The organism is Pseudomonas sp. DR208 (assembly GCF_019823005.1).
GTDB classification, from domain to species: domain Bacteria; phylum Pseudomonadota; class Gammaproteobacteria; order Pseudomonadales; family Pseudomonadaceae; genus Aquipseudomonas; species Aquipseudomonas extremorientalis.
The window spans coordinates 5,571,027-5,597,571 of the sequence record NZ_CP081944.1 but is presented as its reverse complement, the minus strand read 5'-3'; the positions used below and the strand labels follow the sequence as shown (position 1 = coordinate 5,597,571).

Sequence of the window (26,545 nt, the reverse complement as noted above, 5' to 3'; positions counted from 1 at the left end):
GAATGTGTTCGCAGATCAGAATGCGGGAGGGGGCTTGCCCCCGATGAGGCCAGTGGCCTCACCGCAGAATTTCAGTCGAACATGAACAGCGCATCATTGCTGAACTGCGCTTCGAACCGATTCGCCGGCATCGGCCGCCCGAACAGGTAGCCCTGCACCTCATCGCAGCCATGCTCACGCAGGAAATCCAGCTGTTCATGGGTTTCCACCCCCTCGGCGATCACCGCCAGGTTCAGGCTGTGGGCCATGGCGATAATGGCGCGGGCGATCTGGGCGTCCTGTTCGCCGGAGGGCAGGCCGTCGACGAAGGTGCGGTCGATCTTCAGCACGTCGATGGGGAACTGCTTGAGGTAGTTGAGCGACGAGTAACCGGTGCCAAAGTCGTCGACCGCAATGCTCAGGCCCAGGTTCTTCAGGCTGTCGAGGATCTGCATGGCCTCGTTGACCTCACGCATCAGGATGCTTTCGGTCAGCTCCAGCTCCAGGCACGCCGGCGGCAGGCCGGTGTCCTTGAGGATGGTGGCGATGCGCGTACCCAACTGGCCGTCGGAGAATTGTCGCGCCGAGATATTCACCGAGACTTTCGGCACCCGCACCTTGTTCTGGTGCCAGGTCTTGAGCTGGCGACAGGCTTCGCTGATCACCCAGTCGCCCACGTCCACCACCAGGCCCAACTCTTCCAGCACCGGGATGAAGTCTCCCGGCGGCACCAGCCCGCGTCGAGGGTGGCGCCAGCGCAGCAGGGCTTCGGCGCCGGTCAGGCGTTTACCGTCGCCGCTGAACTGCGGCTGGTAATAGAGCACGAATTCGTTCTGGTCCAGGGCGTGGCGCAGGTCGCTTTCCAGCTCCAGGCGTTCCAGGGCGCTGGCGTTCATGTCGGCCTGGTAGAACTGGAAGTTGTTCTTGCCGCGTTCCTTGGCGTGATACATCGCCGTGTCGGCGTTTTTCATCAACTGGCTCAGTTCGTTACCGTCCTGCGGGCTCAGGGCGATACCGATACTGGCGGTCACGAAGAACTCACGACCTTCCAGTACGAAAGGTTTCACCAGGCTGGCGAGGATCTGCTCGGCCACATGAATCGCACGGTTGAGTGCCATGTCACGGTTGACCCGTGGCTGCAGGAGCAAGGTGAACTCATCACCGCCCATGCGCGCCACAGTGTCGTCTTCGGCGACGCAGCCCAGCAGGCGGGTGGCCATTTCCTTGAGCATGCGGTCGCCGGCGGCGTGGCCCAGGGAGTCGTTGATCGGCTTGAAGCGGTCGAGATCGAGGAACATCAGCACCACCCACGACTTCTGCCGTTCGGCGGACTGCAGCGCGGTGTGCAGGCGGTCCTGGAACAGTGTGCGGTTGGGCAGGTGGGTCAGGGCGTCGTAGTAGGCCAGGCGGTGGATGCGCTGCTCGCTGGCCTTGCGCTCGCTGATGTCACTGAAGAAGCATACATAGCTGGCCAGGTCGCCTTCATCGTCGAACACCGCAGTAATGCCGACCCACGCCGGGTAATGCTCGCCATTGCGGCGCTTGAGCCACACTTCACCTTCCCAGGTGCTGTGCTGGTGCAACTGCTTGAGCACATAGCGCAGGTGGGCTTCCTGTTGTTCGTCGACGGTGAGCATGTTCGGCAACTGGTCGAGTACATCGCTGACCGCATAGCCGCTGACCCGGCTGAACGCCTCGTTGGCCTGCACGATATAGCCGGCGGGGTCAGTGATCAGGATCGCCGAGGTGGAGTGCTCGAATACCGTGGCCGCCATGCGCAGGTCTTTCTCGGCGCGGCGTTGCTGGCTAATGTCGCGGCCCACCCCAAGGATACCCTCGAAAGCGCCGTGTTCGTCCCACACCAGCACCAGGCGCAGTTCGATCGGCACCTTGCGACCGTCGGCGCGCAGGCAGTCGAACAGGAAGAGCTGGGTCTGGATCTCATCACGCAGCCTGTTCAGTGCATCAGGATCGCCCAGCGCGCGGCTGACCTGTTCCATCAGGCTGTAAATGCCGGTCAGTTGCTGCGGGTTGGCGATGATCGACTGCCAGCCGTTCTTGAACACCCAGTCCACGTCATAGCCGAGCACGGCGTTGACCGACGGGCTGACGTAGTTGAGGGCCAACTGACTGTCGGTGGAACAGATCACGTCGCTGATGCTTTCGGCCAGCATGCGGTAGCGTTGTTCGCTGTCACGCAGGGATTCGCTGGCTTCGATCTGGTCGGTGATGTCCTTGGCCACGCCGATGATGCGGGTGATCTGCGCGGTCTTGTCCCGCGCCAGGGCTTGTTCGCGGATATCGAAGCGCCGCCATTCATTATTGCGGTGACGGAAGCGCAACTGGCATTGCAGTTGGGTGGTATAGCCGACCTGGCGCTGTTGCTGGCGCAAGTCGTGGTAATGCTCGGCGTCTTCGGGGTGCAGCAGGATTTCCCAGAAGTACTCGCCCATTTGCTGCAATTCGGCCTTGTTATAGCCGAGGGTGTGGCCCAGATGGTGGTTGCTGAAAATCATGCGCTGGCTGATTACATCCTGCACATACAGGTGGTCGGGCACGGTGCGCACCACATCCGACCAGAAACTCTCGCGTTCCACCAGCGACAGTTCGATCAGCTTGCGGCTGGTGATATCGCTGATGCTGAGGATCACCGCCTTGAAATCGTCCTGCTGCTCGGGCAGGCGCATCACCAGCCACAGGTACTGCTCGTTGCCGACCACGTCCTTGAGCTGGATTTCCAGCTCCAACTGGCTTTGTCGGGTCAGCACGGCTTCGAGTATCTGGTAACCGATGGACGTGGCGTTGCGTGGGCAGTCATCGATCAGGCGTTCCCAGGCCTGCTCGCAGGAACCTACGTTCAACAGGCTGACCGCCACCTGGTTGACCTCGGTGACGCGCAGCTCCTTGAGCAGTTGCTGGCGCTCGCTGGGGTTGTGCTGCAGCCAGGCGTGCAGCTGCTCGCGGGTCTCCAGCCGCGTCTTGTCGAAGAACGCGTTCAGCCCCGACAGGTCCAGCACGCACAGGGCCACGCCGGTGCCTTCGAAAATATCCTGGTAGCGCCGCCGCCCCTCATGCACCTGGCGCTGACGGCGGCGCATGTTCAGCAGCACGATCACCGGGATCAACGAGAACGCCAGGCCCAGCAGGCATTTGCCGATGAAGGCCGGCAGCAGTTGCTCCAGCACCGCGCTGCGGTCGAACAGCCCGCGCAGTTGCCAGTCGCTTTTGCTCAACGGCGTGATCAGCACGCTTTTATTCAGTTCGTCCGGGGTCAATGCAGACGCCCACTGCGCGGGCATGCCGCTGTCGCGGCTGACCACGCGATGGTTGATGCGGTTCTCGATGGCCCACATCGGGCGCTGGCCCTGGCCGTCCTGGCGGGTGAGGTTGGTCAGGTAGTTGGGGGCCAGGCGCAGCGCCCAATACATCCGTGAGCCGCCACTGGGCTGATGCAACAGTAGATAGATGAGGGTGCCGTCGTTGCTGTTGCTCAGGTAATAAGACTGGCCGTGGCTGCGTTGCACCAGTTCTTCGAGCCAGGCGCTGTCCTGGCTGTCGCTGGCACTGTCGCTGATCATCGCGCCGCTGGGGGCAAGCAGGGCGATGCTGCGCAGTTCCGGCAGCGAACGTTGCAAGGTCCGCATCAAGGCCTGTTGCTGTTCGCTGTCACGCGGTGGCTCGACCATCGGCAGCAGGTTCAGGGCAATTTTTGCGCTGAGGGCCATGTTCAGGCTGATCTGTTCAGCCAGGTCGGCGCTGTAGTCGATGGTGTATTGCTGCTGGTTCTTCTGGTTTTGCTGCAACTGGTCCAGCAGTTGCCAGAACAATAACGCGAGCAGCATAAGGACAAGCGTCGCCAATGCGCCCTTGAGGGTGCCGTGCAGGGGCGCTCCCGGCGCTATATGAGCGGCGCGCAGGGGAGTTGGCGGCGTGACTTTGGACAAGCTGTGATCCTGCGGTTTGGCTGGACTGGCGCGCGACGTGCACTATAAGCCGGACGCCCGGAGGGCGGCTAGCATGCCTTGACTTGTGGCAAAGTGCCAGCCCTTGCCTGGCTGGACTGACCAAGCGCATTCAGGTAGCTTTGCCGGTTACGCGGGGGCGTTCCAGCCCCAGATATTCAGGCTTTATACCGCACGCTGGCATTGATGATAGTCAACGGCCCGCGCCGCGCATGGCCTGGCACGGGCTTCGCCCGCTTAATTCATCAGTCACTGACGCTAGGTTCACCATGGCTCAATACGTCTTCACCATGCATCGGCTGGGCAAAGTTGTCCCCCCGAAGCGGGAAATCCTGAAAAACATTTCGCTGTCCTTTTTCCCCGGCGCCAAGATCGGCGTACTCGGCCTCAACGGTTCGGGTAAATCCACGCTGCTGAAAATCATGGCCGGCGTCGACACCGAGTTCGAAGGCGAAGCCCGCCCGATGCCAGACCTGAACATCGGCTACCTGCCGCAAGAGCCGATCCTGGATCCGACCAAGACCGTGCGTGAAGTGGTCGAAGAAGCCGTCAGCGTGATCAAGGACGCCCAGGCGCGCCTGGACGAGGTCTACGCTGCCTACGCCGAACCGGACGCCGACTTCGACAAGCTCGCCGCCGAACAGGCCAAGCTCGAAGCCATCCTGCAGGCCGGCGACGGTCATAACCTGGAGCGCCAGCTGGAAGTCGCCGCCGACGCGCTGCGCCTGCCGGCATGGGACGCCAAGGTCGAACACCTGTCCGGTGGCGAGAAGCGCCGCGTGGCCCTGTGCCGCCTGCTGCTGTCGGCCCCCGACATGCTGCTGCTCGACGAACCGACCAACCACCTGGACGCCGATTCCGTCGCCTGGCTGGAACACTTCCTCCACGATTTCCCAGGCACCGTGGTTGCGATCACGCACGACCGCTACTTCCTGGACAACGTCGCCGGCTGGATCCTCGAGCTCGACCGTGGCGCCGGTATCCCTTACGAGGGCAACTACTCCGGTTGGCTGGAAGCCAAGTCCGACCGTCTGGCCGCCGAATCCAAGCAGCAATCGGCCCATGAAAAAGCCATGAAGGAAGAACTGGAGTGGGTGCGCAAAGGCGCCAAGGCCCGCCAGTCCAAGTCCAAGGCGCGTCTGCAACGCTTTGAAGAAATGCAATCGCAGGAATTCCAGAAGCGCTCGGAAACCAACGAGATCTACATCCCGGCCGGTCCGCGCCTGGGTGACAAGGTCATCGAGTTCAAGAACGTTACCAAAGGCTATGGCGACCGCGTACTGATCGACAACCTGTCGTTCTCCATGCCAAAAGGCGCGATCGTCGGCGTAATCGGCGGTAACGGTGCGGGTAAATCCACGCTGTTCCGCATGCTGATGGGCAAGGAAACCCCGGATTCGGGCACCATCGAAGTCGGCGAAACCGTGCAACTGGCCTGCGTGGACCAGAGCCGTGAAGACCTCGACGGCAGCAAGACCGTGTTCCAGCAGATTTCCGACGGCTCCGACCAGATCCGCATCGGCAACTATGAAATCCCGTCGCGTACCTATGTAGGCCGTTTCAACTTCAAGGGCGGCGACCAACAGAAGTTCGTCAAGGACCTGTCCGGTGGTGAGCGCGGTCGCTTGCACCTGGCCCTGACCCTGAAGGAGGGCGGCAACGTCCTGCTGCTCGACGAACCGTCCAACGACCTCGACGTTGAAACCCTGCGTTCCCTGGAAGAAGCCCTGCTGGACTTCCCGGGTGCTGCCATTGTGATCTCTCACGATCGGTGGTTCCTTGACCGCGTCGCGACGCACATCCTGGCGTACGAAGACGACTCGCAAGCGGTGTTCTTCGAAGGTAACTACACCGAGTACGAAGCGGACCGTAAAAAACGCTTGGGCGAAGCTGCTGCCCAGCCGCACCGTGTGCGTCACAAAAAGCTGGCCTGATCCGGGCTGGTGGTTTGAAAGAACGGAGCCTTCGGGCTCCGTTTTTTTGCCTGGAATTTGATGGTGCGTGCGGTTTGATTTGAATCCCTGAAAGGGTGCATAAAAGCCCCTGAAACTGGATACATTTATATAAAACGCACCATTTAAATTCACAAAGGCGACATTTTGCCCTGTCGCAGTGCGGAATGAATTGATAAAGTCCGGCTCAATCTCCGTTAACAACTAAAAATTTGCCGAGACTTTTCATGATCGAATCCGTCGAATCCTTCCTTGCCCGCCTCAAGAAACGCGACCCGGACCAGCCGGAATTCCACCAGGCCGTAGAAGAAGTCCTACGCAGTCTGTGGCCGTTTCTGGAAGCCAATCCTCACTACCTGACCTCGGGCATCCTGGAGCGCATCTGCGAGCCGGAACGCGCGATAACCTTCCGGGTGTCGTGGGTGGATGATCATGGCAAGGTCCAGGTCAATCGCGGTTTCCGTATCCAGATGAACAGCGCCATCGGCCCTTACAAAGGCGGCTTGCGCTTCCACCCGTCGGTCAACCTGGGCGTGCTGAAATTCCTCGCCTTCGAGCAGACCTTCAAGAATTCCCTGACGTCGCTGCCCATGGGCGGCGGCAAAGGCGGCTCGGACTTTGATCCAAAAGGTAAGAGCGACGCCGAAGTCATGCGCTTCTGCCAGGCCTTCATGAGCGAGTTGTATCGCCATATCGGCGCGGATGTGGACGTGCCGGCCGGTGACATCGGCGTAGGTGCCCGTGAGATCGGCTTCCTGTTCGGCCAGTACAAACGCCTGAGCAACCAGTTCACCTCGGTGCTGACCGGCAAGGGCATGACCTACGGCGGCAGCCTGATTCGCCCGGAAGCCACCGGTTTTGGCTGCGTGTACTTCGCCGAAGAAATGCTCAAGCGCAACAACCAGCGGGTTGAAGGCAAGCGCGTGGCGGTGTCCGGTTCCGGCAACGTGGCGCAATACGCGGCGCGCAAGGTCATGGACCTGGGTGGCAAAGTGATTTCCCTGTCCGATTCCGAAGGCACTCTGTACGCCGAAAGCGGTTTGACCGAGGAGCAATGGTCGGCCCTGCTGGAGCTGAAAAACGTGCAGCGCGGGCGCATCAGCGAACTGGCTTCGCGTTATGGCCTGGAATTCCGCGCCGGTAAAACCCCCTGGGAACTGGCCTGCGATATTGCACTGCCCTGCGCTACGCAGAACGAACTCGACGCCGAGGCCGCCCGCACTCTACTGCGCAACGGCTGCATCTGCGTGGCCGAAGGCGCCAACATGCCGACCACCCTGGAGGCTGTGGATATCTTTATCGAGGCCGGCATTCTGTTCGCCCCGGGCAAGGCGTCCAATGCCGGTGGCGTGGCGGTGAGTGGCCTGGAAATGTCACAGAACGCCATGCGCCTGCTGTGGACCGCCGGTGAGGTGGACAGCAAGTTGCACAACATCATGCAGTCGATCCACCATGCCTGCGTGCACTACGGCGAAGAAAACGGCCGCATCAACTACGTCAAAGGCGCGAACATCGCAGGTTTTGTCAAAGTTGCCGACGCGATGCTGGCCCAAGGCATCGTCTAGGCCTCGGGCTCGACCCGCAGCACTTCGATCAACTGATCGCCGACGGGGCGTTGCCACAACACCTCGTCGCCGACCTGGGCGCCCAGCAAGGCGCGGCCCAGGGGCGAACCCCAGTTGATCAAGCCTGCGCCGGCATCGGCCTGGTCTTCACCGACCAATTGGATGCGTTGCTGTTCGTCCAGCTCATTGGCGAAGGTCACCCAACTGCCGATCTGCACCTTGTCGGTGGACGTTGCGGGTGCCACCACTTGGGCGCTTTGCACCCGTTGGTTGAAGTAACGCAAATCCCGTTCAAGATCCGCCTGGCGCTGTTTATCGTCTTTGGCGGATTCCAGGCCATATTCGTGCTGCAACTGCGCAACCTTGGCCTGCAACTGCGCCAGCCCTTGCGCGGTGAGGCGGTTGGGTTGCTCGCTGACCTGGCGCTCCACCGGCTGGTCGGCCTGGGCGGCGGCGTTGTCCTCGTTTACAAAAGCTCGGCTCATGACGTTCTCCCTCAATGGAGTTTGGGCCATGATCGCCGCGCATTAGTTTCGATGGATGTCTGAAAGCGACCTACTGCGAACGATAGGCCCTGGCGGCGTCGCGGTCCTTCTCGTGTTGCCAGGCGCGTTCGCGGTCATCCCAGTGATTGTCCTTGTAGTCGCGCAGCTCTTCGTTCTCGCGCATGGCCTTGCACTGGCGAAAGCCATCTTCCCAGCCCTCGGCGTATTCACGGACCTTGAGATAACGCGGCACGTTCTTGCGAAATTCCCCGCTGATCACCCCGGCCGCCTGGCGACCGCTGCTGCACCCGTCATCGAAACCATCGGCAAACGCCGGTGGGTAACCCTTGGCCAACAACTCTTGATGGGTCGACTGGCAACCCGCCAACACCACCACTGCACACAGCATTACCGCACACCGCCACATGGCGTACTCCCTGGCCGTTTCACGGCTGATAGGGGAAGTCTAGAAGGGTAATTGTCGGGGAGGTGTGAAAGGGAGGTGAGAATGGCGTTGGGTTAAAGGGGCATCAACGACGATTCGCTTTAAATTGCAGGACGTTTCCTAGAGAATCTCTGGCCTATTGTGCCGTACCGTTTGGATCATTAGCCTCTTTGGGTCGCTGCATATCAGCGACCGGGTTTAGCGATCCGAGCCTCAAGAGTGGCACCGCTCCCAACAGTATTAGCTGGCATCTGTTAGCTTTTAGCGTTTTATGGCGGCTGTGTGCGGGAGACTTTTGAGTCTACCCGGGGTGCTCTCAGACCCGGATCGCTAACCTGCACACAGCTGCCACCCTCTTCATGTTTAGCGATGTGATCTGGTGGCTCGACTTCACAAGAGAGCAATCATCATGAGCAAAGTCGTCCCTGATCCACCCTTGTCCGCAATCACCACACTCGGTGTCGTCACTTTCGGCGACTACGGCGAAAACGAAAAACTGCTGTTTCGTGTCAATTCCGGCATGCCGATTGAGGAAGCCTTGGAACACGCCTCCACTTTGCTTTTTTATTCCAAGAAACTCGCCATGGAAGCCGCGATGGATGTACGTGGCGAGCAATACGCCTGGGCGGCGCACTATCTGTGTGAGATGGGCAAAGCCGTAGTGGATGACCTGACCCAGGCGATGACATCTGCAACTTAAGAGGTGAAATTGCTTCTGTGGTGAGCGGGCTTGCTCCGCGTTGGGCTGCGCAGCAGCCCCAATAAAGAGTAGCGCGGTGTGTCTGGCACTCCTCAATTGATTGTTATGGGGCTGCTGCGCAGCCCAACGCGGGGCAAGCCCGCTCGCCACGGGGTTATCGACGGCTGAAAATATTCCGGTGCGGCCTTCAGTCGTAATAACCCACTGTTTTTTTCAGTTGATCCGCGTATTCGTAAATCTCATCAATGGATGAAATGGCGTGCCGGGTTTCATTTTTTTCCTCGTCGAATATCCCGAGGTATTTTTGGCTGCGATTGAAGTGAAGACGGCAGATAGGCTTGCGATTGTTGTCGTCCAGTAATATCCCAAAATAGCTTTGGGTATCGCGTTGAACGATTCGTTTGGCATCTACAACGGAGCGTACGACAGCGCGGACGATGTGATAGCCCTCCAGTTCTTCAAGCGTCGTCAGGATCTTGTCTTCCGATTCGTCTCGTTCCTGAAGATCCGTATTTGCGCTGTTCGTGACGGTCAATGAAGCTATCGTCGGTTGAATTACCCCGCTCATGGCCGACTTGAGTCGATCATTGATCTGGTCATTCAGAAACTGAGCCAAGGCTTTACGTGTCAGTTCGAAAAACTGCTCACGGACTCTCTGAGTGATGACTCCCTCGTAAACGCGGGAGGCAAAGAATTTAACGAAGTCGTCTTCCGGTTTACTGACTTGAGCGCCAATCAGCTTCTTGAGCTGGCTGACATATTTCAGCTCTCCCGCAGCGCTGATGATTGAATCGACGTCGAAGGCTGACTTGGTCAGCTTTATCAACTCCGGTACGGAGTATTCATCAATGTCCAGCAGGTCTAGCTCAAGAAATGGCTTTTCGTCCATTTTATTCGGTGCGTCCAAGTCAGTAAAAAACCGATAGACCTGGCCGTTGGTGAGAATTGAGATTCTTGCGCTGGTGACATGAAAATACCGAAACAGTTGCGAGGCATGATTGATGCTCAGTGACTCGCCGATCTTTTTGCATTCAATGAGTATCTGAACTTCACCGTCTTTCATGATGGCGTAGTCGATTTTTTCACCTTTCTTCGTCCCGACATCGCAGACAAACTCAGGCGTCACCTCCTGCGGATCAAACACGTCATAACCCAGTACCGTGTTGATAAACGGCATTACAAAAGCATTTTTGGTCGCTTCTTCTGTTTGAATGGCCGGGCCTTGCAACCGAACCTTAGCGGCCAGACTGGTGAGCTTTTCGAAAAATTCCATAGTAAGACTCTTACCTATTCAGATCCGTGTATAGACGTGGTGGCAATTTGATTGCTACCCGAGATTAGACACAAATCCCCATAAAGCGAGGCTTCGTCGGAGCAAGTTTTCGATGACTCAAAAAAGCTAAAAAAACCGCAAGATTTCCTTCTTAGTAATCAGGGGCTTGAGGATGGCTTGTGAGTTTGCTGTGTAGGCGAATAATTTGGGTAATTCTTAGCGAGTTTCCGTGAACGCAGCATGCTCCGCCAATTCCTGCTGGATAAACGCCGCAATCATCGCGCGATACACCTGTTCCGTGACCTCGGGATTGGCACCCACTGCCTGGGATATCTCCCGCACCTTGGCGATTACCTGTTCAACCCGTTGTGGGGCCTTGACGCTGTCCGTGTCTTTCTTGAAGCGCGCGGCCTGGGAGACGTAGCCGCCACGCTCGGCCAGCAGGGTGACGATCTGCTGGTCGAGGCGGTCGATGTGGGTGCGGACTTCTTCGAGGCTGGTGCAGTTAACGGCCATGTTGGTGGGGCTCCTTTTAGAAGAAACTGAATAGACGCTGACCCAATGTGGGAGGAGGCTTGCCTCCGATGGCGGCGTGTCAGGCGATGGATATGTGACTGATGCACTGCTATCGGGGGCAAGCCCCCTCCCACAGGCTGATCTCGGCCAGGCTTTAGTCAGTAGTGATACCACTTCACTTCAAGCATCACTTCATTCACCGGCGTCGACAAGTGGCTGTACTCGCGCTGTGCACTCAGGCGTAGCCCCAGGTTGCGCGACAATTCCCACTGTTGATTCAGGCTGATACTGCGGCGCACTTCGCCATTGGTGAAGAAGTCACCCTTGGCTTCCAGGCTCAGGTTGCCCAGCGGGTTCTTCCACAGCACGCCGGTGTTGAACCCGGCCGCAGGGGAGATGGCTTCGCTGAAGTCGTTGTTGTGCTCCACGCGCACGGTGCCGAGGGCGAAGCCGAGCATGTCGTCACTCAACTGCCAGGTGCCGCCGGCGCCGCCGTTGACGTGGGCAACCAGGGTTTCGTCGTCGTGTTTGCCGGGCACGCGTTCAAGGCCGCCAGTGACTTGCCAGGACCACGGCTGCAACAGGGCGTTGCGTGGGGTCAGGGAGCGGATGGTGGCCAGGTCCAGTTGCTGCAGCTGCCAGTGGTTGCCTTCGTACTGGCGCAGTTTCATTTGCAGGATTTCGATCTGTGCGCCGAGGGGGAAACCTTCGGCGTTGTCGTTGAGGTCGTGGTAGGCCATGCGCAGGCCGTATTCGCCGAAGGCCTTGTCGCCCCGGGTGCCGATGCCGGCTTGCCAGGTGCGCGATTCGTGGCCGTTTTCCGGCAGGCCGGGCGGTGTGATTTTGAGGTCGGGCGCCGGGTTCTGGTTGATCGCGCGCAGCAGTTCGAAGCTGCGTTGGGAGCGGACGGTGTCGCGTTCCAGGCCGTTGGCGCGGTAGCGGCCGAGGCGGTAGGCGGCGTCGATGATCAGGGCCTGGCGGTCGCGGGGCAGGGCTTTGAAGGCCGGCTCCTGCAATTGCTGCTGGTCATCGCTGACCTTCAACACCCATTGCTGTTCGTCGCTGTCCAGCGGCTTGGCGCGCTCCAACAGCTCGCGTTCGCGGGACGGGCGGTAGTCGATCCTTTCCACCAGGCCCGCATCTTTCACGGCCTTGACCGTGTCGGTCGGGATGGCGGTCAGTGGAAACTGTTCGGTCAGGCGCAGGCCGGGGCGGGCCACTTGCAGCAGTTCGAGCAGGCGATAGGAGCAGTTTTCGTCGAAAAAGAAGTAATCGAACTGGATCTGCTTGAGCTCCCACACGTGCTCGACCATGCGCTCGGTCTCCACCTGGGTGAGGTTGAGGCGGTATTCCCACAGGTCGCGGTTCTCAAGGCTACGGTATTCGGAGAGTTTTTCCTGGTAGGGCACCAGGGCGAACAGGCCGGGATAACCACCCATCAGGCCTTTCCAGGCATAGAGGATGCTGTTGTCGGAGCCTTCGATATAGGCACCGAAGTTGATCGCGTAGCTGAGCAGGGCGGTGTTGTTGCTTTGCACGTCGGCCTGGTCGATGCGCAGCAGGGTGTGGCCGAACATCGACGACGGGCTGTTGAGGTAGGCCGCCGGGAAGATCATCACCGCACTGTGAGGGGCGACGTCCTTGAACCATTGCTTGAATTCCGTGCAGTCCACGGCGGGCAGGTCAGTGAGGTGCAACTGAGCCTTGAGCCAGCGGGTACGTGCGGGGTAAACGCATTGGGCGTGTTTTTCACCCAGGCTGGCCGGCGCGTATAGCGCGTCAACGGTGGCCTTGAGTTCGGCGTCCGGGTGGTGGGCGCCATCGGCTGCGAGGAAGAATTTCTTGTCGCTGACATAACTGCGCCAGCCACTGATTTTGCCGGCTTCATAATGGCCGAGGGACAGCCAGAACGGATCGTTGGCCAATTGCTGCAAACGTTGATCATCAAGATGCGGTGCCGCGTACAGCGGGGCGCAGGCGAAGAGTGCCGTCCAGGCAAAGCGTTTGAGCATAGGGGCAACTTAAGTCGGAAATAAGAGAGACCCAAAGGGGAGGCGGGCCCAAAAATAAAACCCGCGCCTTAAGCAGGCGCGGGCTGGACGAGCTTAAGCCTGGGTAGCGTATTTCGCCAGACGGGCATCGCTTTTCAGTACAGCAATGGTGTTGTTGTGCACGTCGTCAGCGGTCACGTCAGCCTTGCTGAAGATCTGCTGGAAGTGCTCGTGGGTCACGGCCGCGAAGTGTTCGCGATCTTCCGGGGCCACGCCCAGTACCACGGCGTAGGTGGTCAGCGCTTCGCCATTACCCTTGGCCATGTCTTCGGACAGCTCGTTCATCATGCCATTCATGGCGATCCACGATTTGCCGCCGTAAGTCAGGGCGCTGTTGGTGCTGCAACCGTTGGTGCCCGAGGTCATGCCGAACGTGGCGTTACCCGAAGTACCGTTGGTGGTGGAAGCCAGGAAGTGAGCTGGAGTGCCGCGCTGGCCTTCGAACAACATGTTGCCCCAACCGCAGTTCGGGCCACCTGGTGCTTCTGCCATTGCATTGAGGGAGACGACGGTGAAGAGAGTACCGAGAAGGATCCGTTTCATAGCTTTGTTCTCTTTGTGTGCAAACCAATGGACAAGGGTTCAGGCGCATCGCGGCGCCCTAGGGGCCAGTTATTAGTCCAACCCGCGCAGTTTGGAGTTTAGGCATGTTCCAAGGGTTCCGTGCATTTTTCTAAAACATTCGATGATGACGCGATATTTTTGCAGGGCGCGTCCCGTGTCTATGCTTTCCCACAGGCGCGCCTTGCCAGAGCGCGTAACCGGGAGCCAGAATGCCGTCATCTGCCCCGCCTGATGTAAGGAAGCCCGATGCCTGATCCTGTTGCTGCCAGCTTGCGTCTAGCGCCCGAAGCGCTGACTCGCCCTTTCTCCGCTGAACAGTTCAGCTTCTCGACCACCAATGATTTGGAGCCCTTTCGCGGTGTGCTTGGCCAGGAACGTGCGGTTGAAGCGTTGCAGTTCGGTGTGGCCATGCCACGCCCCGGTTACAACGTGTTTGTCATGGGCGAGCCCGGGACCGGTCGCTTTTCGTTCGTCAAACGCTACCTGAAGGCCGAAGGCAAGCGCCTGCAGACCCCGTCGGACTGGGTCTATGTAAATAATTTCGATGAGCCTCGCGAGCCGCGTGCCCTTGAATTACCGGGCGGCGGTGCGGCGGCGTTCATCAACGACATCAACGGTCTGGTCGACAACCTTGTCGCCACCTTCCCGGCAGTCTTCGAGCACCCGACTTATCAACAGCGCAAGAGCGCGATCGACCGCGCCTTCAACCAGCGCTACGACAAGGCCCTGGACGTGATCGAACGCCTGGCCCTGGAAAAGGACGTGGCGCTGTACCGCGACAGCTCCAACATTGCCTTCACGCCGATGCTCGACGGCAAGGCGCTGGACGAGGCCGAGTTCTCGCAGCTGCCGGAAGCTGATCGCGAGCGCTTCCACACGGATATTTCCGAGCTGGAAGAGCGCCTCAACGAAGAACTGGCGAGCCTGCCGCAGTGGAAGCGTGAGTCGAACAACCAACTGCGCCAGTTCAACGAAGAAACCATCACCCTGGCCCTGCAGCCTCTGCTTGCGCCATTGTCGGAAAAGTACGCAGAAAACGCAGGCGTCTGCGGCTACCTGCAAGCCATGCAGGTGTACTTGCTCAAGACCGTGGTCGAGCAATTGGTGGACGATGCCAAGACCGACGCCCAGGCGCGCAAGCTGCTTGAAGAGCAGTACTGCCCAAGCCTGGTGGTGGGCCATCCGGTCAACGGTGGCGCGCCGGTGGTGTTTGAGCCGCACCCGACCTACGACAACCTGTTCGGCCGCATCGAGTACAGCACCGACCAGGGCGCGCTCTACACCACCTATCGCCAGCTGCGCCCGGGCGCCTTGCACCGTGCCAACGGCGGCTTCCTGATTCTCGAAGCCGAAAAAATGCTCGGCGAGCCGTTCGTGTGGGACGCCCTCAAGCGCTCCCTGCAATCGCGCAAGCTGAAGATGGAATCGCCGCTGGGCGAACTGGGCCGCCTGGCCACCGTGACCCTCAACCCGCAGATGATCCCGTTGCAGGTCAAGGTGATCATCATTGGTTCGCGCCAGTTGTACTACGCGTTGCAGGACGCCGATCCGGACTTCCAGGAGATGTTCCGCGTACTGGTGGACTTCGACGAAGACATCCCGATGGTCGACGAAAGCCTGGAGCAGTTCGCCCAATTGCTGAAAACCCGCACGTCGGAAGAAGGCATGGCACCGCTGACCTCGGACGCCGTGGCGCGGTTAGCCACCTACAGTGCCCGGCTGGCGGAGCACCAGGGGCGCTTGTCGGCGCGTATCGGAGATTTGTTCCAGCTGGTCAGCGAGGCGGATTTCATTCGCCATCTGGCAGGCGACGAGATGACCGATGCCGGGCATATCGAACGCGCACTCAAGGCCAAGGCCACGCGTACCGGGCGGGTGTCGGCGCGGATTCTCGACGACATGCTCGCCGGGGTGATCCTGATCGACACCGCCGGTGCGGCGGTGGGCAAGTGCAACGGGCTGACGGTGCTGGAGGTGGGCGATTCGGCATTCGGTGTGCCGGCGCGGATTTCCGCCACGGTGTACCCGGGCGGCAGCGGTATTGTCGACATCGAGCGTGAGGTCAACCTCGGCCAGCCGATCCACTCCAAGGGCGTGATGATCCTCACCGGTTACCTGGGCAGCCGTTATGCCCAGGAATTCCCGCTGGCGATCTCGGCGAGTATCGCGCTGGAGCAGTCCTACGGTTATGTGGACGGCGACAGTGCCTCCCTGGGCGAAGCGTGCACCTTGATCTCGGCCTTGTCGAAAACCCCGCTCAAGCAGTGCTTCGCCATCACCGGCTCCATCAACCAGTTTGGTGAAGTGCAGGCGGTGGGCGGGGTCAACGAGAAGATCGAAGGGTTCTTCCGCCTCTGCGAAGCGCGTGGCCTGACCGGTGAACAGGGCGCGATCATTCCCCAGGCCAACGTCGCTACGCTGATGCTGGATGAGAAGGTGCTGCAGGCCGTGCGTGCCGGGCAGTTCCATATCTATGCGGTGCGCCAGGCGGACGAGGCGTTGAGCCTGTTGGTGGGCGAGGATGCCGGTGAGCCGGATGCCGAAGGGCAGTTTCCGGAAGGCACGGTGAATGCGCGTGTGGTAGAGCGGTTGCGCGCGATTGCCGAGATGATCAGCGAGGATGACCTGAAGGAAGCGGAAAAGGAGTTGGCGCAGGAAGCGTTGGCGGAAGCCAAGCCCATCTGATGGCGACGTGAATTGTGGCGAGCGGGCTCGCCACAACTAGCACCATAGCCACAACAATCCCATCACCACATGACGGGTAAAACCGTCATGAATTTGGCGCGACTGTAAGACCAACGCCCGTTGGTCCCTACAACCTTGGTTTGTCGTGGTTTTCTTCTATTCTGTGCTCAAGGGATATCCACAGGAGTCGCGGGATAGAAACAGCCTCGCGCCCAGGCGCAGGTTGAACACCGATCTACCGAGGGTCGCCGCCATGCCGCGCAACCTTTGCCTTACCCGCCAGTGCTTTGGCCTGGTCACCCGAATCGAATGTTCCATTCGCCCTCTTGCGGGGGATAACGGGATGTGGACCTTGTTGTTTGCCGCCGGAATGACCGGTGAACAGCCGTCCACCATCAAGTCTCAAGGCCCGTTCCCCGGGCCCTTCGTCGCGGAAAACATGCTGGAGTCCATCGTCGACAGCCTGACCCAGCACGGCTACGAGAAGGCGGGTGACCCGCAGATCTGGTGCCTGCACATGCAGGCCCATCTGCGACAGCTCAATGGTGACACCCAGCACTGACCGCTATTTGCTCTCGGGTTTGTCCAACTTGACCTCGAAGCCATATTGCACGGTGCTCAGGTCGGTGCGCTGGTAGCTTTCCAGGGTGGTCGGCCGGCCGTAAAAGTAATGCACGTCAAACAGTGCCGTGCCGTACTCCTCGGCGCGGTGGCTGACGCCGAGGATTTCCTTGAGGTAGTTGCCGCTGGCGTCCTTGGCGTAGAACCGCCAGCTGTCGGCGGGGAAGGCCTTCTGGTCGACGATCAGCGCGTTGTCTTTGAGCGACAGCCCCTTGGGCAGCTTGGCCACGTCGATCTCGGCTTTGTCGATGGTCGCCAGGAACAGCGGAATCGAGCCCACCACATACGCCGGGTTTTCCGGGAACAGGTTCAGGTCGTAGGTGAGGGTGCCGCGTGCCGGGTTCAGTTCAAACGCCTCGGCCGGCAGTTCGATCGGCTCGCCGCGTTCGCCTTTTTCGTCGGCGGTGAAGAAGGTCACCGGTGATTCGCTGCTGTTGCGCTCGCTGCCCACCAGGTCGTCATTGAAGGTGAACGGGTGGTCGAACACGATGTGCGCAGCGCTGGCGTCTTCAACCGACTGGCTGATGGTGACGCTGTTTTTCAGCTGATCCTCGGTCATGCCCGCGTCTTTGAGCCAGCTGGCGGCGCCGTCGTCATACACGGTGACCGGCATCGGCAGGGCCTGGACGGTGTTCTGCAGGCTGTTCTTGTCGAAGCGCATCACGGGCAGGTCGAGGTCTTTGCGCGTGCGCGTGGCGGTGGAAAAATCCAGTACGTTGACCTGCAGGTTGTCGATCACGCCATTGAAATACACCTTGGCGTAATGGCTGCTCTGTTTGTGTTCGAAAGCTTTTTGTTCCTCGGTGAGCTGTTTTTCGAACGCCTCCGACCAGGCTTTCTGCTTTTGCATCTCGGCCAGTTGTTTTTCGTAGAACGCCACCTGGGCGCTGCTTTCGTTGATCGAGCCCGACCGGGTGAGGAACTGCCCGGTGCTGTCCCGCGCCTGCACCAGCAGCGGGTTGGGCGATTCGTCACCGACTTCAGGCGCCAGCGGTTGGCTGTTGGTCAGCTCGATCTCGGCGTAGTTTTTTTCCAGGAGCAACAGGTTGAGGGTGATGTTGCCCTCGGTGCGCTTGCGGCCTACGTCTTTTTTCGACAGATCAAAGGTCAACACCTTGCCCGGCGCGACCACTTCCACCGTACCCTTGAGGCTGACGGGCTGTGGCTGGCTCTTGTTTTCCGTCTCGATGCCGTCGATGAACGGGTAGGTCACCGTCAGGTCGTCGGGGTTGGTCAGGTTGGAGCTGCTGGGGCTCAACTGGATGCCCGGATCGGTTTCCGACCATTCCGGCTGGAAGGGGATGACCTTGTTGTTGCTCAGGGTCACCGACTGCCATTCCAGGCCGTGGGGGAAGGGGAACTGGTCAGGCATGTTGAAGTTGAACGGGAACACCGGCTGCAAGTCGGTCAGGTAGTCGGAATGGGAGCTCTTGCGCAGCACGAACAGGCCATTGATGTAGGTGTCCACCAACGCCTGGGGCGTGGGGTAGTGCTTGAGCAGGGCCAGGGAGTCCTCGCCGTACTCGGCTTCGATGGGCTTGCTGGCGAGTTTGACCCGCGCCCGCTCCAGTAACAGCAGCGAACCGCCCAGGTCGGCGACGGCGTCACGCAGCTTGGGGTCCTGGATGCTGTCCAGGGAGTGTTCGAACTTTGCGGTTTTCTCTTCGAGGGTGGTCTGCTTCTGCTCGTCACTGGGGGAGCAGCCGCCAGCCAGCAGCAATGCCGCGCACAGGCCGATACTGGCCAAAGGGGATCGCACATCCATCATCTGAGTTTTTCCTGTCCGACGTCATCGAGCCGAGTTGTTATTGGGCTCGACACTAGCAGAAAAATTCTCTTACAGATGCCGCACAGGTCAGTTTTCTCGTGGTTACAGCTGTCTTGTAGCGGCTGGTATACTCGCCGCCATTTCTAGCCAAGCTGTGTGAGATCCAATGGAACGCTTTATCGAAAATACTATGTACGCCTCACGCTGGCTGCTGGCGCCTATCTATCTGGGGCTTTCCCTGGGCCTGCTGATCCTGGCGCTGAAGTTCTTCCAGGAAATCATCCACGTCCTGCCCAATGTGTTTTCCATGCTGGAAGCTGATGTGATCCTGCTGCTGCTGTCGTTGATCGACATGGCCCTGGTCGGCGGCTTGCTGGTGATGGTGATGATTTCCGGCTACGAGAACTTCGTCTCGCAGCTGGATATCGATGAAAACAAAGAGAAACTCAACTGGCTGGGCACCATGGACTCTTCGTCGCTGAAGATGAAAGTGGCAGCGTCCATCGTGGCGATTTCGTCCATCCACTTGCTGCGCATCTTCATGGACGCCAAGAACGTCGATCCGCAGCACCTGATGTGGTACGTGATCATCCACATGACCTTCGTGGTCTCGGCGTTTGCCATGGGTTACCTGGACAAGGTCACCAAACACTGATGCCCCGCGCCGGCCTTACTGCTCCACGAAGTAGTAAGGCTGGCGGTTGATCGACATCTGCTTGATCACCTTCACCGGGGTGGCCAGGTCGTTGGTATGGTCCAGCAACGCAATGTTGCCGGGCTTGGCGCCGAGGTAGTTGTGCAGCTCGGCCTCGGTCTTCAGGATCGGCAAGTAGGCCTGCAGATAGAACACGCTGGCCCCGGCGATGCGCTCGTTGGGCTGGAACAGCACCACCTCCCTGCTTTCATCTTTAAACGCCTGAACCTGGCTGATCACCGGGACGAACGACTGGCGCACATCGGCCTTGGGCGCAAACCAGAACGCTGCAATCAGATAGCAGCCCACGGCCAGGGTGAACACGCCGCCCACGAGGGTTCTGTGATGTGTGTAGAGCGCAGGTTTGCGGGTTTTCAGCCACGCCAGCAGCACCCGTGCATATTCCGCGGCCAGTACGGCGGCGGCCGGGGCCAGTGCCATCAGGTACACCGTGCGTTTGCTCGAGGCCAGGGTCAACAGGGTGAACTGCGCCACCAGCCAGACGCTGAAGAACAGGTGGTAGCGGTTGCGCACCAGGCTTTTGCGGAAATGCCACAGGCCCAGGTACACCAGGATATTCCACGGCAGGAACGCCTCGGGCAGCTTGGCGATGTAGTAGTAGAACGGCTCGTAATGGCCTGCCTCGACAAACGAACCGCTGAAACGGCCGACGCTGTTGGTCAGCAGCACTTCGGCCACCGCTTGCATGCCGCCACGCTGGAACAGGAAGCCCAGCCAGATCACCAATGGCACCAGCGCCAGCAAGGTGAACAGCGCGGGCTTGAGCCAGTCGCCAAGGCGCAGGCGCTTGTCCATGAGGCTGGTGCTGACCAGATATACAAAAATCACAATGCCCGGCATCGCCAGGCCCAGCACGCCTTTGCTGAGGGTGGCAATCACCATCCCTGCGGTAAACAGTGTCCATGCGCCTGTGCTTGACCCTTCACGATCGGGCCGCACGGCCTGGTAAAACCCCAGCAGTGCGGCGGTCACGCCGAGGGTGAGCAGCGAATCCTCACCCACACCGCGCGCATTGCTCCAGTAACTGGCCATGGTCGCCAGGATCAGCGCGGCGCTGAAGGCCAGCGTCTGCGGCCGACCGAACTTGCGCAGCATTGTGTAAAGCAGCATTACGCTGAACAACCCAGCAAACGCCGAAGCCAGGCGCACCGCCCAAGTGGTGCCGCCAAACAGGCGAATCGCCCCGGCATCGATCCACAGGCTCAAGGGTGGTTTTTCCAGGAACGGTTCACGAAACAACTGGGGCACCACCCAGTTATTGTCCAGGTGCATGGCCATGGCGATCCCGGCCACGCGGGCTTCGGTGGAGCCTTGCAGCTCGTGGTTACCCAGGGCAAAGAAGAACAACAGACCAGCAAGCAGGAACAGCAGGGGAGCGGGACGCGTCATGGAGTGTGGCTACCAGGGCAGGAGGACCGTCCGGGGGAACGGTCATTGCAATGGGCTAGTATCCGTCGGCGTTTCTGAATATTTCGTGAACGAATGTGGGTTTTTTGTAAGGCCGGTCACGGCGCCATCAGGCTGGGCAGTGCGGCTCTACCTTCCGGGCTCAGCACCGGCTCCAGTTGCTCCCAGGTAAAACTCAGTTCGTTATCACAGCCATCACCCTGGGCGGGCGTCGACAGTTGCAGGCCCTGGGTGTTGAAGCTCAAGTCGAACGAGGAATAACTGGTCACGGCTGGGCACCCTTCGTCCGTGGTGGTCTGCCTGGCCAGCCAGCTGCTGAAAGCGGCCGGCAACTTGACCTGGCCCGAGTAGGGCGTGTCCCATTGCTCATGGCCGCCCAACCACGTCCAGGGGTCGACCTTTTCACCGGTTTGCAGATTCCAACTGTGCAGGCCCCAACTGATGCCCCCGCGCCCGTAGCCCGCCGACCAGCGATAGAACCGCACGGTGATCCAGTGCGATGACCAGTAGAACGGCTCCACCGCGATCTCACTGGTGGCGGTGCCGCCGCTCTGGTCCAGTGAGTTGCGCCGCTCCCTGTAGAAATCGGCCTGGCCGTCCGGGTTGATGGCCATGCGCGCGAGCTCGCGGTTGATCTTGTCGATGGCCGCACCGTCGCCTTCAAGTTTCAGGATGACCTGGCCTCCTTGGGTCTTCACTTGATAGGCGTGTTCGGCGAAGGTTTTCCGTTCGACCTTTACCGCGGGTGGCACGGCTTCAAGCGCATTGTTATAGGCATCGCTGGCGCAACCGTCCGTGTCCCTGCGTTTCAGCACCAACGCCAGGCTTTTACCCTCAAGGGATTTGCTCCAGGTACCCGTCAACGTGTCGCCTTGGGGATCATCCAACTGCCAGAACCCGGTTTGCCCTTCTTCAACCCATGGCTCACTGGCGTTGACCTGAGTGAGCTGAATGGGCGTGAGAATCCTTTGATAGTAATAACTGCCATTGGCGCCGTGGGCACCGTTGAAACACACGGTGATTGCGGATTTACCCAAGGTGCCTGTCCAGACACCGGCCAGGTCGGCGGCGGTGGCAAGCAGAGGAGCGCAGGCAAGGATGAGAACGGCGAGCGGCTTGAACACGGGTATCGGACTTCCAGATGTCTGATAGAGGAGAGCAGGGTAATCGCAAGTGTGGCGGGATTCCAGACGCGCAACAAAAGGCCGAGTCGCTGAACGCGTCTCGGCCTTTTGGTTACTGGAATGTTTATGTGCCTTGAGTGAGAACCAGCACGCGCTCAACCAACAACTCGCCCAGCACGATCAGTTGCTGGGTGGCCAGCAGCTTGTGACGGTGGACGCCTTCGAGTTCGAAAGCCAGGTCGGTGGTCATGGCGTTGAGAGAGGCGAGGGTTTCGCTGGCTTGGATCAGCAGGGTTTCGGGGGAGATGTCTGGGGCGAGAGTGAAGAGGGTTGTGGAGGGGGGATTGAGGGTGATCTTTTTCATGATGAAGCTCCCACACTGTTTAAGGAGCTACCGCCTCCTGCTGTCAAACAGGAATAGGTGGCAGCTGTACGCGGGTTGACAGACCGGAAGTGTAGGAACCCGGCGCACCCGAAGATGCCCCACGCACAGCCGCCATGAACGAAACGGAATGCGTCAAGCATGCCGTCTTATCAAGGGGTGTGAAAGGTTACACTTTTCGGCCTGTCAAAGCCGGTCGCTGATGAGCAGCGACTGGGGGAAGTTAGCGTTGTGGCGGGGGGTGCGCCAGTTCATCAAGGGCGCGATGGCTTGAAGGAAAATTCTGAAGGTCCGTCCTGTTGGGCTTTTCAAACCCTAGAGACAACAGAACCCGCACTGGGCGGGTTCTGTTGATGCTTCGAATTGGTGGGCCGGGGTAATTTGAACTGATTTTTTAGGTGTTTGATTTAATTGATTAATATGAGTTTGTAAATTTCTTTGGAATACCAACTGGAATACCGCGAGAAGTTGGATTCAGCAATATGCTTCGTATCTACATCTTGCAGAGCACGGCTAAAAGGCTTCTGTTTACTGGAAACCGGGCAAGCTGAGCATGCCGCCTGTGGTGCGTTTACCAAAGCCTGAGGGTAGCAGGATTTTGTGCGTCTTCATCTCTGCGAGTACCGCCAACCATTCGGTTTTACTAAAGCGCAGCTTGGTGTCGTTCCAGCTATGCATGACTTCGCCCACGATGGCTTCATCGGAAACCGGGCGGCCTTCGAGAATAAAGTCGTTCCAGGCGGCATAGAGGGTCACAGTCATTTCGCAACGATCCGTATCCCAGTCCCGCATTAGCTCGATGACCTGCTCAATGGTGACGCGCTCAGCGACCGACCAGGCGCTGCAATACGCCTGCCGATGCTGTCCTGCTTGGGAAAGCGGGCGGTAAGCATGGCCAACAGTCTCGCGCTCAATGCGTTCATACCACTGATGGTTTTGCAGCTCGCCTTCGACCTTATTCATCAGCTGGCGATCGTGGGGGTCAGCGGCGTCGCGCATGTAGTTACCTTGGATAGCGGCGAGCCTGGCTGTGTGTTCGATCAAGTAAATCACCTTCTGCAGTTTGCGTTGGCCGAAGGTGCGTTGGCTATGCAACTGATGAGTGATTTCTGCGGCGAGCAGGGTGCGGGCTACTTGCCGATCCATGGTAACGAGAGCTTGCTGGGCATCTTCGACAAGCGCACTTTCGACCAGGGTGTTGGCCAACTGTTCGTTCAACTGGCGCGCCTGGTTTAGGCGGGTTTTAAGTTGGTCACAGAAGCCCATTAGTTGGTCGACTTTGGCGACGATACGATGTTGTTCTGGAAGAGGGGGTAAAGGGAATTCAATCGCTGCAAGTCTCGATGCGCTTAAGTGAGCAATATTTGTGGTCTGCTGCGCCGCCTGTTGAAAACGACCACTGTGCATACACGATTGAAAATACCGCAATGCATATATTGGTATTACGCATTCGTATACCCGGAAACGCAGTAATGTATTTTGAAAACAAGCTCCAGGTATTTCTCCATTAAATAATGCTGGGCGGCCTACCAACTCTTTGCTCTGCCCTTCGTTTAAAAGGACGTCCCCGGGTTGTAACCGAAAGATTTCTTGCTCTGCGAGGGTGAAGTTCATCTCTTTAACGTCCGACAAGTCGAGCGCGTTTTCTTTGACGTTGGCTACGCGCAGATAGGGCGTCATGTGCTCGCCAAAGTGATCCTTCGGGGATCGTTGACGCCCAAGTTTGATTTCACCAACTTGAGCAACGCGTGCTATCGTCCAGCCGTTAGGCAGATCAAATGAGGCAATTTCTGAGGTTGCTTCAGTTGTTTGTTTGGGTTTTTTTAATTTGCAGGAATTCCCGGCTAGTTGATTATTTTCCTCGACCCGCTTTAGCGTTTCGAAAGCCGGCTCATCGTTGGGATTTTGCTGTACTAGCTTGCCCAACATAGCTAATTGCAACAGATTTTTTCTGAGGGTTTCGATGCTGGGTTCAGTGGTGAACAGGGTGTGGAAGTGTTCGGCTAGGCGCTGCCAGTTGGTGGCGAAGTTGGTGGCATCGCTGGCTTGGGTCAGGCTGTCGAGCAACACTTGCACCAGTTGGGTATGGGCGCTTTCGGAGTCGACCTGCTGTGCTTCCATGCGGTCGCACAGGGCCATCAGTTCGTCGACTTTGGCGACGATCCGATGTTGTTCGGCGAGCGGAGGAAGAGGGACCGGCATCTCTTTTAATCGAGAAGACTTTACTCCAGTCGCTGTCATTCCTGTTGCTACTTCGAGAAGCTGCCTTTGGAACGTGGAGGACATTATGACGAGCTTCAGAAATGGACCAATACTTATCTCATGCAGTTGAAAACAAATTACCCTCTGAGCTAATGCAAATTCTCCTGGAATGTTAACCAGCGCGATGTTGCCCATTGGTGCTTCAGTTGTAAAAAGTAAGTCTCCAAGCCTAGGAAACCCTCTAGTCATCCATGACGAGTAATCATTGTTGCCTATGAATTCTTGTGGCTCGCGGCTGATAAATCCTGTTCGCACATTTTTAGCAGTAATGAGTGGAATCCCTGAATTGGTTTTGGTGGGCGTCCTGCCGCGGTAATCAATAAAGCGAGCAAGATTTCCAAGTCGAGAATATGCCCAGCCGGCGCTAACTTGAAGATATTGATCTTTCTGTGGAACTTCGCTTTGTGCCTTGGTACGTAAACCTTCCTCAATTATCAATCGTGCTTGTTCCGCCGCAATGCTCTTCAGCAGCTCACAGGCTGGTTCATCACTCGGATCTTGCGGTACCAACTTGCCACGGACTGCCAGCTCCAGAATCAGCTCGCGCAGCTTTTTTATGCCGTTGGGTGCATCTGCCAGCAGCGGCAAATTATCGGTCAGCAAAGCCGTCATACCTGGCGCTCCAAAGCTTCGGCCAGCACCGCCTTGAGCTGGTCGCGCAGGTCGATAATCTCGTCTTGCAACTGGGCGTATTTACGCAGCAATTCGTCTGGGTCGTGACTGACTTGTTCGCCGATATGCGGGTTTTTGCAGTCCAGGTTCCAGTTGCGCGCGTGCAGGTCTTCGACGCTGACCTTCCAGGCAAATTCGTTCTCCACTCGTTCGGCAAAGCCGTTGGCTTCGCTGCCCCACCAGGCTTCCTCGACGGCGAACTCTTCGATACGCATGGGCCGGGTTTTGGAGTAGTTCTTTACCCCGGCCGGGTATTGGTGTTCGTAGAACCACACCTGTTTGGTTGGTGTGCCTTTGGTAAAGAACAGCAGGTTGGTCTTGATGCCGGTGTAGGGGTTGAACACGCCGTTGGGCAGGCGAACGATGGTGTGCAAGTTGCACTCGGTCAGCAGTTTTTCTTTGATGCGGCTTTTGATGCCGTCGCCAAATAGAAAACCATCGGGCAGTACCACGGCCGCGCGGCCACTGTCTTTGAGCAATTGAATGATCAGCACCAAAAACAGGTCGGCGGTTTCACGGGTGCGGAATGCGGCGGGGAAGTTGGTTTCGATGCCATCTTCTTCCATGCCGCCGAATGGCGGGTTGGCGACGATGCAGTGCACGCGTTCGCTCGGGCCCCAGCTGATCAGCGGTTTACGCAGGGTATTGTCGTGGCGAATCTGATTCGGCACTTCGATGCCGTGCAGGATCATATTGGTGGTTGCCAGCAGGTGCGGCAGCGGCTTTTTCTCCACGCCGAAGATGCTGGCTTGCAGGATGCGTTCGTCTTCGGCGGTTTTTACATAGCGGCTGCGCTTGTGTTCGATGGCGCAGGTGAGGAAGCCGCCCGTGCCACAGGCTGGGTCCATAACCTTTTCGTCCAGCTTCGGGTCGACCATGCGCACCATAAATTCAGTGACTGGGCGCGGGGTGTAGAACTCGCCGGCGTTACCCGCGTTCTGCAGGTCTCGCAGCAGTTGCTCGTAGAGGTTGCCGAACTCGTGGCGCTCCTGGGCCTTGTTGAAGTCCACGCCTTCCTGAATCTTGTTGATCACCTGGCGCAGCAACTGCCCGGACTTCATGTAGTTGTACGCGTCTTCAAACACGCTGCGCACCACAAAGGCCGACGGCGTGTTGCTGTACTCATGAAGGTTCTGCAACTGGGGGAACAAGTTATTGTCGATAAAGTCCTTCAGCGCCTCGCCGGTCATGCCTTCCGGATCAGCGGCCCAGGTACGCCAGCGGCAACTGTCGGGAATGGGCGAGCGGTAGTTGTCGTCCATCAGCTCCCATTCCAGCTCGCGGTCATCGAAGATTTTCAGGAACAGTAGCCAAACCAACTGGCCGATGCGCTGGGCGTCGCCGTCTACGCCAACGTCTTTGCGCATGATGTCCTGAATGGACTTGATGGTGGAGCTAATGGACATGAAGTTCTCTC

Annotated in this window: 19 protein-coding genes; 6 read left to right on the top strand and 13 right to left on the bottom strand. The window is 58.7% G+C overall.

The window, feature by feature from the left end; all coding sequences use genetic code 11:
- Nucleotides 1-71 precede the first annotated feature (71 nt).
- On the bottom strand, nucleotides 72-3,923 hold the full coding sequence (locus K5K89_RS25245) for a bifunctional diguanylate cyclase/phosphodiesterase (RefSeq protein ID WP_071489963.1): 3,852 nt from the start codon (nucleotides 3,921-3,923) through the stop codon (nucleotides 72-74).
- A 287-nt stretch (nucleotides 3,924-4,210) separates the two neighbouring features.
- On the opposite strand from K5K89_RS25245, the gene ettA reads away from it, so the two are divergent.
- Nucleotides 4,211-5,875 (top strand): energy-dependent translational throttle protein EttA, encoded by a 1,665-nt coding sequence (gene ettA, locus K5K89_RS25240; RefSeq protein ID WP_071489964.1) that lies wholly within the window; start codon nucleotides 4,211-4,213, stop codon nucleotides 5,873-5,875.
- Between the two features lie 245 nt (nucleotides 5,876-6,120).
- Complete coding sequence (gene gdhA, locus K5K89_RS25235; RefSeq protein ID WP_093125875.1) at nucleotides 6,121-7,458, top strand: NADP-specific glutamate dehydrogenase; 1,338 nt, start codon at nucleotides 6,121-6,123, stop codon at nucleotides 7,456-7,458.
- On the opposite strand, the gene K5K89_RS25230 is transcribed toward gdhA, so the two are convergent.
- The gene (locus K5K89_RS25230; protein WP_071489966.1) at nucleotides 7,455-7,943 is read right to left on the bottom strand and encodes a GreA/GreB family elongation factor; all 489 of its coding nucleotides are present in this window, start codon (nucleotides 7,941-7,943) and stop codon (nucleotides 7,455-7,457) included. The genes gdhA and K5K89_RS25230 overlap by 4 nt on opposite strands.
- 70 nt (nucleotides 7,944-8,013) lie before the next feature.
- Complete coding sequence (locus K5K89_RS25225; protein ID WP_071489967.1) at nucleotides 8,014-8,370, bottom strand: hypothetical protein; 357 nt, start codon at nucleotides 8,368-8,370, stop codon at nucleotides 8,014-8,016.
- A 427-nt stretch (nucleotides 8,371-8,797) separates the two neighbouring features.
- Between K5K89_RS25225 and K5K89_RS25220 the strand changes: the two genes are divergently transcribed.
- Complete coding sequence (locus tag K5K89_RS25220; protein ID WP_071489968.1) at nucleotides 8,798-9,088, top strand: DUF3077 domain-containing protein; 291 nt, start codon at nucleotides 8,798-8,800, stop codon at nucleotides 9,086-9,088.
- A gap of 187 nt (nucleotides 9,089-9,275) precedes the next feature.
- Here the strand turns inward: K5K89_RS25220 and K5K89_RS25215 are convergent, their stop codons facing one another.
- The 4 genes from K5K89_RS25215 to K5K89_RS25200 form a co-directional block, all read right to left on the bottom strand.
- Nucleotides 9,276-10,361 carry a type I restriction endonuclease gene (locus K5K89_RS25215; protein ID WP_071489969.1) on the bottom strand — a complete coding sequence of 362 codons (1,086 nt, stop codon included), beginning with the start codon at nucleotides 10,359-10,361 and terminating at the stop codon, nucleotides 9,276-9,278.
- 216 nt (nucleotides 10,362-10,577) lie between these two features.
- The gene (locus K5K89_RS25210; RefSeq protein WP_071489970.1) at nucleotides 10,578-10,877 is read right to left on the bottom strand and encodes a chorismate mutase; all 300 of its coding nucleotides are present in this window, start codon (nucleotides 10,875-10,877) and stop codon (nucleotides 10,578-10,580) included.
- Between the two features lie 158 nt (nucleotides 10,878-11,035).
- Nucleotides 11,036-12,889 carry a DUF4105 domain-containing protein gene (locus tag K5K89_RS25205; RefSeq protein ID WP_092248316.1) on the bottom strand — a complete coding sequence of 618 codons (1,854 nt, stop codon included), beginning with the start codon at nucleotides 12,887-12,889 and terminating at the stop codon, nucleotides 11,036-11,038.
- Between the two features lie 93 nt (nucleotides 12,890-12,982).
- Nucleotides 12,983-13,471, bottom strand: coding sequence for a DUF3015 domain-containing protein (locus K5K89_RS25200; RefSeq protein WP_015885974.1), 489 nt, complete (start codon nucleotides 13,469-13,471; stop codon nucleotides 12,983-12,985).
- Nucleotides 13,472-13,738: 267 nt separating this feature from the next.
- Between K5K89_RS25200 and K5K89_RS25195 the strand changes: the two genes are divergently transcribed.
- A complete protein-coding gene (locus K5K89_RS25195) occupies nucleotides 13,739-16,177 on the top strand; it encodes a Lon protease family protein (protein WP_071489972.1) in 2,439 nt (812 codons plus the stop codon).
- Nucleotides 16,178-16,430: 253 nt separating this feature from the next.
- The gene (locus tag K5K89_RS25190; protein WP_058427690.1) at nucleotides 16,431-16,739 is read left to right on the top strand and encodes a hypothetical protein; all 309 of its coding nucleotides are present in this window, start codon (nucleotides 16,431-16,433) and stop codon (nucleotides 16,737-16,739) included.
- A gap of 3 nt (nucleotides 16,740-16,742) precedes the next feature.
- Here K5K89_RS25190 and K5K89_RS25185 read toward each other — a convergent pair whose 3' ends face one another.
- Nucleotides 16,743-18,566 carry a hypothetical protein gene (locus K5K89_RS25185; protein ID WP_102592706.1) on the bottom strand — a complete coding sequence of 608 codons (1,824 nt, stop codon included), beginning with the start codon at nucleotides 18,564-18,566 and terminating at the stop codon, nucleotides 16,743-16,745.
- Nucleotides 18,567-18,732: 166 nt separating this feature from the next.
- Here K5K89_RS25185 and K5K89_RS25180 point away from each other — a divergent pair, with 166 nt between their 5' ends.
- The gene (locus tag K5K89_RS25180) at nucleotides 18,733-19,221 is read left to right on the top strand and encodes a TIGR00645 family protein (RefSeq protein WP_071489973.1); all 489 of its coding nucleotides are present in this window, start codon (nucleotides 18,733-18,735) and stop codon (nucleotides 19,219-19,221) included.
- A gap of 15 nt (nucleotides 19,222-19,236) precedes the next feature.
- Here K5K89_RS25180 and K5K89_RS25175 read toward each other — a convergent pair whose 3' ends face one another.
- From K5K89_RS25175 to K5K89_RS25155, 5 genes are all read right to left on the bottom strand, one after another.
- Nucleotides 19,237-20,670: an ArnT family glycosyltransferase gene (locus tag K5K89_RS25175; protein WP_222540454.1), complete on the bottom strand. Its 1,434-nt coding sequence runs from the start codon at nucleotides 20,668-20,670 to the stop codon at nucleotides 19,237-19,239.
- A gap of 116 nt (nucleotides 20,671-20,786) precedes the next feature.
- Complete coding sequence (locus K5K89_RS25170; protein ID WP_222540453.1) at nucleotides 20,787-21,812, bottom strand: hypothetical protein; 1,026 nt, start codon at nucleotides 21,810-21,812, stop codon at nucleotides 20,787-20,789.
- 124 nt (nucleotides 21,813-21,936) lie between these two features.
- Entirely contained in the window at nucleotides 21,937-22,176 is a 240-nt protein-coding gene (locus tag K5K89_RS25165) for a DUF6124 family protein (protein ID WP_222540452.1), read from the bottom strand.
- A 546-nt stretch (nucleotides 22,177-22,722) separates the two neighbouring features.
- A complete protein-coding gene (locus K5K89_RS25160) occupies nucleotides 22,723-25,068 on the bottom strand; it encodes a restriction endonuclease subunit S (RefSeq protein ID WP_222540451.1) in 2,346 nt (781 codons plus the stop codon).
- Entirely contained in the window at nucleotides 25,065-26,534 is a 1,470-nt protein-coding gene (locus K5K89_RS25155) for a type I restriction-modification system subunit M (RefSeq protein WP_222540450.1), read from the bottom strand. The genes K5K89_RS25160 and K5K89_RS25155 overlap by 4 nt, the downstream gene beginning before the upstream one ends.
- Nucleotides 26,535-26,545 lie beyond the last annotated feature (11 nt).